This is a genomic window from Acetobacter musti (genome assembly GCF_011516835.1).
GTDB classification, from domain to species: domain Bacteria; phylum Pseudomonadota; class Alphaproteobacteria; order Acetobacterales; family Acetobacteraceae; genus Acetobacter; species Acetobacter musti.
This window is the reverse complement of record NZ_WOTB01000039.1, coordinates 21373-30082: the sequence shown is the minus strand read 5'-3', so window position 1 is coordinate 30082 and position 8710 is coordinate 21373. Positions and strand designations below refer to the sequence as shown.

General features: G+C 53.8%; 4 protein-coding genes and 1 pseudogene. All 5 read right to left on the bottom strand.

Annotation, left to right across the window (positions count from 1 at the left end; translation table 11 throughout):
* Window positions 1-113: 113 nt before the first annotated feature.
* A pseudogene (locus tag GOB93_RS18425) lies at window positions 114-296 on the bottom strand (transposase); the annotation flags it as partial.
* 163 nt (window positions 297-459) lie between these two features.
* A complete protein-coding gene (locus tag GOB93_RS18420) occupies window positions 460-3222 on the bottom strand; it encodes a GDSL-type esterase/lipase family protein (protein WP_173584903.1) in 2763 nt (920 codons plus the stop codon).
* 485 nt (window positions 3223-3707) lie between these two features.
* Window positions 3708-5681: a response regulator gene (locus GOB93_RS18415; RefSeq protein WP_173584902.1), complete on the bottom strand. Its 1974-nt coding sequence runs from the start codon at window positions 5679-5681 to the stop codon at window positions 3708-3710.
* On the bottom strand, window positions 5674-7572 hold the full coding sequence (locus GOB93_RS18410) for a hybrid sensor histidine kinase/response regulator (RefSeq protein ID WP_173584901.1): 1899 nt from the start codon (window positions 7570-7572) through the stop codon (window positions 5674-5676). The genes GOB93_RS18415 and GOB93_RS18410 overlap by 8 nt, the downstream gene beginning before the upstream one ends.
* The gene (locus tag GOB93_RS18405) at window positions 7569-8687 is read right to left on the bottom strand and encodes a chemotaxis protein CheB (protein ID WP_173584900.1); all 1119 of its coding nucleotides are present in this window, start codon (window positions 8685-8687) and stop codon (window positions 7569-7571) included. Before GOB93_RS18405 ends, GOB93_RS18410 begins: the two co-directional genes overlap by 4 nt.
* Window positions 8688-8710 lie beyond the last annotated feature (23 nt).

Below are 8710 nucleotides of genomic sequence, written 5' to 3'. Positions count from 1 at the left end.
TGACTTGAACTCTGCCGCATACCGTTTCCGCGTAACCTTGCCCATAAAACCCGTCCTCGTTCAGGCCAGATGATAGCTTATCGCCCTGTCCGAAAAATGGGGACCACCTCTAAGACACCCAGGCGGCTCCACCGGATGAAGCGATTATATAAAGTCTTGTGCGGACCATACGCTTTCGGGGCGTCTTTCCACTGAAGACCGTTGCGGATCACATAAACGATCCCGCTCAGAACACGCCGGTCATCCACACGTGGCACTCCGTGCGCCAGTGGGAAAAACGGCTCAATCCGCTCCATCTGGCTCTCAGACAGCAAAAACACGGCACTCACAGCCTCACCTCCATTGGTAAGCCTGTGAATCACAACGTCTCGCTCAGTTCAATAAATTAACAGGTCCTGAGCCTAGGCACTCCTCCTGCAGAAAGGAGGAGTGCTTTTCTCTTATGAAAAACTGATAACGTCAGAAAAATGAATAAACCCGAAGATTTTGCTGGGTGAGTGAAGCGAGGCTTGTCACAGCCGGAGGCATAATGTCCTGTATTGTGGATACACCAAGTGGATGTGTGCCATCTGCCGATGGCATGGTTGAGGTGAACCAGCCATCTGTCGAGACCCATCTGACCAAGCCGTTGGTGCATTCAGCTACAGCGGCCTGAAGCGCCGCGGTAACAGTCGTCCGGGCGGTAGTAGTGAAGTAACTCCCGTTACCCTGAAACGGCTGCATAACAACGATACGGGCGGATGGACAGGTTGCGATCAGATTTTTCAAAACGGTCACTGCGGCAGTCTGAACAGCACTCTGCGACGCATTGTGCGCACCATCATTTGTCCCTTCATTCATGACAACTACATCGGGAGCTACCGTGAAATCTCGCGGCTGGCCATTCCAAAGCTGATTCCATGTAGCCGTCAAAGGCGGCACGTTACCGTTTCCCGTGACGGTCAGACCAGATCCTGTAAAGGCTACAATTCCAACTTCAACGCCAAGCGCGTGACGAAGGCGATATCCCCAGGCAAGACTTGCATCGCTTACCGCTGCGTCAGTGGTTGTGCTGGCAAGCTTCTGAAGCGACTGATAGCCTTCTGTAATACTGTCCCCATACACCAGAATTTTTTTCTCAAATGGCGCAATAACCGACAGTGAGGCATCAGATGACAGGGTAATATCTGTAATCACAAGACTGGTTTGCTGCGGCGACCACCGGTTCTCCGTACATGTAGAGGATTTGAAAATCAGTTCACACGTATGCGTTGACCACGATGACGTTGTCGAAGGCATAGCGACCGTCACTGTTGACGCCGCAGTAAACAACTGGGGAGCCTGTCCATCGATGACAACATAGAATTCAGGCAGAGGTCCACTGTTCGCACTGACATCGCAGATAATCTGGAGCGTGCTCCCTGTAAATCCAAAGTTCAGATATGCTCCGGGATTTGCTGACACAGCGCCGGTTGCGGAAACCGACCAGTTCCAAGGTGAATAAGTAATGGCCGCATTGTTCATCGGTCCTGTCTGTACTGCCTGAGCAGCAACGGCGATCGACATGGAAGCAGGGTTGGTAAGGCTGCCGCTGTTGGTCGCGCTGAGCGTCCCTGCCCCGGCTGCCCCGGGTGTAAATCTGAATGTCTGAGCCGCTGTGGAACCAGCAGGAATCATCACCGAATACGGGCTGAATGTTCCGCTGAGAGTGCATGCCGGCGTAATAGTAACCGCGGTCGAAAGCGCTGCTCCTGATCCGGGTGTGATCGTGTAACCGGAAGCCGAGCCAGCCGTTAATGAAGCCGGCCCTGTCAGTGTATAAGTCGTGAATGATGTGGTCGCAGCAGTAACCGAAAATGTTGTTCCGGACGGATTGGTAAGTGATGCGTTGTTTGTCGTGCTGATTGTGCCGGTGCCGGTTGCATCTGGGATAAAGGAAAAAGTAACAGCCGATGTGCTTCCTGCGGGAATCGTTGCCGTTGTGGGGTTGAAGGTCCCCGCTAGCGTAGACTGGGGGGTAATGACGGCGGCACTGGTCCTGGCTGCTCCTGCTCCGGGCGTCACTGTGCAGGTTGCAGCAACCGATTCAGTCATGGCTGACGGGACATTCAGCGTATAAGTGCTGAAAGCGGCCGGCGTGGATACTGTAAGCGCCGGCGGATTAGTAAGACCGCCGTTATTGGTACTGCTGAGCGTTCCGGAAGAACCGGCATTATCGGGCGTAAATGTGAATGTTTCCGCTGCTGTCGATCCGGCAGGAATTGTGACAGTTGCCGGAGAGAATGTTCCGGCAAGCGTACTTGCCAGTGTAATCGTAATCGCACTGCCAGCAGCGGAACCTGCTCCCGGTGTCACGGTAAATGTACTCGCGCTCCCCGCCGTCAGAGAGGACGGACCAGTCAGCGTATAGGTGCTGAAAGGCGTACTGGCTGATGTCGCTGAAATTGAAAGAGTGGCCGGATCTGTAAGGCTTCCATTGTTTGTTGTGGAAAGCGTGCCGGTGCCGGTCGTGGAAGCTGTAAACGTGAACGTCGCGGATGCTGTCGAACTGGCCTGGAGAGTGACAGACTCAGGACTGAATACACCAGAGAGCGATGAAACGGGTGTAATTGTGACCGCGCTCGCTGGCCCGCTTCCATCAGGGACCAGAGTGTAGGTTGCGGCAGAGCCTGTTGTCAGAGAGGTCGGACCGGCCAGCGTATATGTCGTGGAGACCGTAATAGTAGCCTTACTGTCAGTTCCGTCTCCATCAAGGTGGTAAAGCGCGACAAGACCGGCCTCAGCCCCTGTGTAAGGTGCAGTCGCAGGTGTGTAGGCAGCGGTATGCCTCGCAGGGGAAAATACCGCTATTTCGTCGATGGTACCCTGGTTGACGTATGGCTGTGAAGAACCAGGATAATATCCGATACCCCACTGGCTGCTTGTCCAGCTGATCGCAGCGAGCACCGCCGATGTGCAGGCGGTCGTGCCCGATAGCACACCGTCGATAAACACAAGCGCGCTGACACCATCAAAGACAGCTGCGATGCGATGAGGATTGCCGTCGAGAATCGTCGTGGATGAGGTCGCAGAGACCTGAATGCCGCTTTTCAGACTTCCAACATACGCCTGTACGGTCCCGGAGGGTGTCACCGCCAGCGCGATGAGTCCATCCTGCATTGCGACGATGGAGTTACGTGTTACGACAGACGTACCGGTAAAAATCACTTCGATCTCTACGGTCGTTCCGGCCGCTGAGAACAAAGAGTTAGTTCCCAGACTTGAAATCAGCCAGCCAAAACTTTTCGATCCAGGACCGAGAGCTTCACCATAGCCGGCAGACGGTGATGTCAGAAAACTGGCACCTGTCTGCATCGTTACATTAAAGGCCATCGTTTACCGGCCCTTTGTCATTGCTTCTGCAGCGATACTGCAGCTGTTATCAATGCGTATATATGCGGTCATTCATAATCCCTTCATTTTGAATGACGCTATTATTCGTGTCTTTACATAGAAGCGCTCCTGCCTGAATCCATTTCCTGCTCTTTTTCTGCGTCAGACACTTACGGGAGTCGCTGTTCTGTTTTGTCATCCAGTCTGGCATATCAGAATATACACAGTATAAAATAAAATAATTATTTTATACACATCATAGAAATACAAGACAATTAATGCAATCTATATTTTAAATTAATTGTTTTATATTATACAGACTATGTAATCCATATTTTAATATATCTTACTGGTCGTCATGCAGAAAATCGTTCCTCAACACCAGACAACAGAGCATCACGAGTGAACGGTTTAGGAAGCACCCTAGCATGTTCAGGGAGAATAGCCCGGTCAGCAAAGCCTGTCACAAAAAGAACCTTCAGATCCGGACGCAGAATCGCAATACGACGCGCGCATTCATCACCATTCATCTCGGGCATGAGAAGGTCCATTATGATCAATCCTATATCCGGACGTTGCCTGACCAGTTCAATAGCCTGCAATCCGCTATGACTTTCCATAACCACGAACCCGGCTTTTTTGAGAAAACCGACTGTCACAGCAGCTACATTTGGATCGTCGTCGACGACGAGAATACTGCGCCCCCCTGCCGGCCCAGGCGCCGTATCATTATTTTTGTCCGAATCTGACTGGGAATTTGCCTCCGCATGGATAGCAGGGAGCCACAATGCGATCGAAGTTCCTGCGCCAGGGGTGCTGACAACACGTACATCTCCACCATTGCGCTGCATATAACCATAGACCATGGGAAGGCCCAGACCGATACCACTACCGACTGATTTCGTGGTGAAAAACGGCTCAAAAATACGTGCCTGTGTTTCAGGCGACATTCCGACGCCCCGATCTTTGACGGTGATAACGACATATTGCCCAGGCGAAAGCGGCCGGCTGGTGCGTCCGTCTCCTTTATCTGCAACAACAGCACTGTCCGGACTGATGGTCGCCTCCCGGGCCGAGATGATAATCTCTCCACCCTTTGGCTGTGCATCGCGGGCATTGAGGCAAAGATTGACCAGTGCGACTTCCAGTAAGGACGGATCGGTTGAAGCGAACGGAAGACGCGAGCCAGGAAGATCGAGACGAACGGGAATAGCGCGCGGACCACCTCCGCCAATGCTCTGAGTTAACAATCCCTGCATCTGCCCGAGAAGTTTCGGAACATCAACCGGGCGACGCGCGAGGTCACGGGGACGGCTGAAATCGAGCAGTTTCTGAGTCAGAACAGCACCACGACGGGCAGCATCCATAGCATTGGTGAACAAACGCGCGACATTCGGATCAGTCGGAGGCTGCAGATCTGTTACGAGTTCGAGAGAACCGAGGACGGCCGTCAGCAGATTATTAAAATCATGGGCGATGCCCCCCGCCAGCGTTGCGATCGCCTGCATTTTGTCAGCCTGGCGTGCTCGCTTTTCCATCTCAATCAGATCGGTAACGTCCTGGTCAATCAGCACAGAAATGGTGCCCGTCCCCGGCATAGTGACCGCCGTCTGATTTTTACCCTGTGCACCGACAGGCGTATCGAGTGTTACACGGGAAATGCGGTGCCAGTGTTCGCGTCCGTCGGAGCTCGTTCTTCTGACAAGATCCTGCCTGTCATTGCTTCTGATATCCGTTGTCGGGGACGGTTCCGGGAGCAATTCGCCTTCTGTATGCCCCAGACAGTCTTTCAGTGGACGCCCAAAAGAGAGTGCCGCCAGGTCGTTAAGCCGCGTGATACGTCCGCGTCCGTCCGTAAAGGCAAGACCAAGTGGAAGATTATCGAACAGACTGCGCAGCATCGCGCGTTCCATGGCCAGCGCGCGACGAGTTCGGCAGGCAGTAGCAGCCTCGCGCACCATGGCGCGCAGAGCGCCGGGCTCCCATGGTTTAGAAGCATAAAATGTAATGGCACCGCGATTCAGTGCGCCGACGACGGTATCGAGCTCCGCGTAACCCGTCAGAAGAATAGTTCCGGCATCAGAATATGATCGGGTTTCTGCGAGGAAGATGTCGCCGGTCATATCCCGCATTCTCTGGTCTGATATAATAACCGAGATTTCCGGATGATCCGCAAGGACGACAAGAGCTTCCTGACCCGATACGGCACTGAGTATATCAAACTCGTCTTCGAGCAGATCCGTCAGAGCAACAAGAATTTCTGTCTCATCGTCAACAATAAGCACCTTATCCCGCTCTGTCGCACTGGCCGAAAAAAGAGGATCAGACATTTTCATGATGAACCTCGGTGATATGTATATCTGTCGTAGCCCGTGGGTCAGACAGATGCGGCAAGATCGGAACAGAAATTGAAAAACATGCGCCGCCTTCAGAAGATTCAGTCACATCAATGATTCCGTGATGCGCCTTTACAATACCATACGCTGTCGCAAGGCCGAGACCAGTCCCCTCCCCTACCGGTTTGGTTGTAAAAAACGGCTCGAATACGCGTTCTCGCAGGAGCGGTGGAATACCCGGCCCGTTATCACTGACGGTAATGACATATTGTTCAGTTGCTCCGTCAGGACGAGAAAAATCAGCCGGCTCAATGTAAGTCGCAATTCTGATCCACGGTGCCTCTGTATCCCTGCGACCTTTGTGCAGTGGATCATCTGCCCGCGTCCGTTCAGGTGTAGTAAAAGCGTCGGCTGCGTTGCTGATGACGTTCATGACCACCTGATGCACCAGAGCCATCTGGCAGCGAAGTACGGACGGAGCCTTAAAATCGCAGGATATGCTTATTTTGTCTTCCAGTTTTGGCTTAAGCAGGGCGAGAACCGTGTTGATAGCTTCCGGCATATTCACGTCATCGAAAGCGCCCTGATCGAGACGGGAAAATCTTCTGAGACTGCTGACGAGATCACGCATACGCCCGAGCCCCATTGAGGAAGCTCCGAGGCGATCACGACTCTTTTCCAGCATCGCATGCGCTTCCGGGATATGTCCCGCGTGAAGAGCAGCAAGTGCACGTTCGAGGTTACGGGCTACAGTGTCTTCGTGCGCCAGAACGAAGGCAAGAGGATTATTGAATTCATGCGCGATACCGGCGACCAGTTCGCCGAGCGATGCCATTTTTGCAGACTGCACAAGTTTGGTCTGTGCGTCGATCAGCTTGCGATTGGCGTCGGCAAGTTCGTCATTTGCCTGTTCGAGGGCTTCGGCCAGAACAGTTTTTGCCCGCGCCCCCTCCATTGCCGCCTTACGCGCGACGCGCTCGGCTTCACTTCGGCAGGTTTCTTCAAGAAGAGCCTTCCGACGCAGGAGAACACGGATACGCAACAACAGAAATTCTGCGCAGATACTGGAATCAACCAGGTCATCAGAACCCGCAGCATAGACCGCTGCGACAAATCCGTCACGATTCTGCCGGGCATCCATAAAGCCCAGAAGGCGAAGAGACGCACCACCGGAAATACTGTTACCCGCACGGCACACATTATACATCCGACAAAGTGACAACCCGTCAAAAAGCGGACAGGACAGATCAATCAGAGCGCAGTCAACAGCATCAATCCAGTGTTCCGGCGATGAGAGATCTGATCCGCCGAGCAGGATGACCTTCATCCCTTCTCCGCGCAGGAGATCGACGATAGCAGGCGTATCTTTTGCCAGCGCCGGATTTAGCAGACTGCTGCCACGCGTTACATCGGGTGGAGCCCAGGCCATCAACGCTCCACCAGCACCTGTAGCAACGGCGATTGTCGGACGACGGAACGGCTCTTTTGGCGTGGTCCGCGGCGCATGATATCCTCGCAGAAGAGCGTGGATACGAAATGCGAGAAAACGTGCGTCCGCTGAGCGCGGAATACAGGCATCAACGCCAGCAAGCAGCGCCTGACGCTCTTTGTCAGGCTGATGACCGTCCATTAGCAGAATAATGGGAAGGGCACGCGTTGCCAGATTGAGCCGAAGCTGACGCGCCATCTGTTCGCCCGTCATGCCCGGCAGATCCAGATCCGTGACGACGATAGCCGGAATCCATCTGTCCAGACTCTCAAGCGCAATTTCAGCGCTGCTGGCGCTTTCTACTATAAAGCCGCAACTTTCAAGCGCGCGACCGATCCGGAGACTCAGCGTTGCCGCATTTTCTACAAGAAGCACACGCGGCAACGCTCCCGTCATGACACGCGACCTGTTTTATCGTGACAATCAGCTATGTCGCGCAGACAGATCGCAAGATCGGCAGGTGACCCACAGATTTCTGAAGCATGGATCTGGCTGGCCAGAACCGGCGCCTGGGCAAAAGGGCAGAGGGCAGGAAATTCCGCAAGCGTGCATCCCCCGATCCGCTTTATCGCGAGGAGGCCCGAGACTCCTGCGTTACCAATATGCCCAAAAAGAACTGCCATTGCCGCGGAGCCAAGCGACTGCGCCATCGTAAATAACAGCAGATCGGCTGCCGAGACATCTCCGATTCCGGCACTCGACTGGCCAGGGGGCGGAGCCGATATGGAAAGAGTTGCTCCGGGTGTTACCGTTGCAATCATTTCGGACGAAAGCACATAAATCCTGTCGGGCGCCAGAACCCCTTCGCCAGAAGGTGCCGCAGCCACAACTTCCTGTCGAATAGACGCATCCAGCCATGACACAAAAGCAGGAAAAAATGCATTGTCGATATCGACCGACAGGAGAACCGGAACGCTCAGCGGAGGTAAGTCATCAAGCATACGCATGAGCGAACCAGTCGCACCGGCATCTGCTATCAGCGCGATAAGACGTGGCGGACTGAAAGAAGCCAGCAACGGCGGCGTATCCGGTATCCGGAACTGAGCGCCTTTCCTAGTCATCGCTGTGCGGACACACGCGACCATATGTCCGATGACATCCGAAGTTTCAGAACCAGAAACCGGACGCGGGATCAGCGCCAGCGCACCGGAACGGAGACTTTCAAAAGCGATTTCGGGATCAGATGACTGGGCATCAATCATCACAACGATCGGAACCGGATTACGAACCATGATCGAACGGGTTATCTGCAGGCCGCTCATGCCCGGCAGATCGGCACGCATCACAATCAGATCAGGCTTTGCGCGGGAAATAAGATCAAAAGTCTCTTCGGAATCGATTGCTTCGCCGCATACATCCGCGCCGGCAATGACACGCACAGCGTCTCCGAGAATCTGCCGGACCGTTGCATTGTCATCGACAATCAGCACTCTGACAACAGTAAGTCCGCCCGAAGACCGTGACTTTCCCCGGTTCAGAGCAGCTTCAAGAGAGAATATCTCATCCGACATGGTCAGTGTCCTGCACCGATCTC

Excerpts from the sequence above, each read along its gene's own strand:
- GOB93_RS18415 (WP_173584902.1), bottom strand. The coding sequence starts at position 5,681 with ATGTCTGATCCTCTTTTTTCGGCCAGTGCGACAGAGCGGGATAAGGTG.
- GOB93_RS18410 (WP_173584901.1), bottom strand. The coding sequence starts at position 7,572 with ATGACGGGAGCGTTGCCGCGTGTGCTTCTTGTAGAAAATGCGGCAACG.
- GOB93_RS18405 (WP_173584900.1), bottom strand. The coding sequence starts at position 8,687 with ATGTCGGATGAGATATTCTCTCTTGAAGCTGCTCTGAACCGGGGAAAG.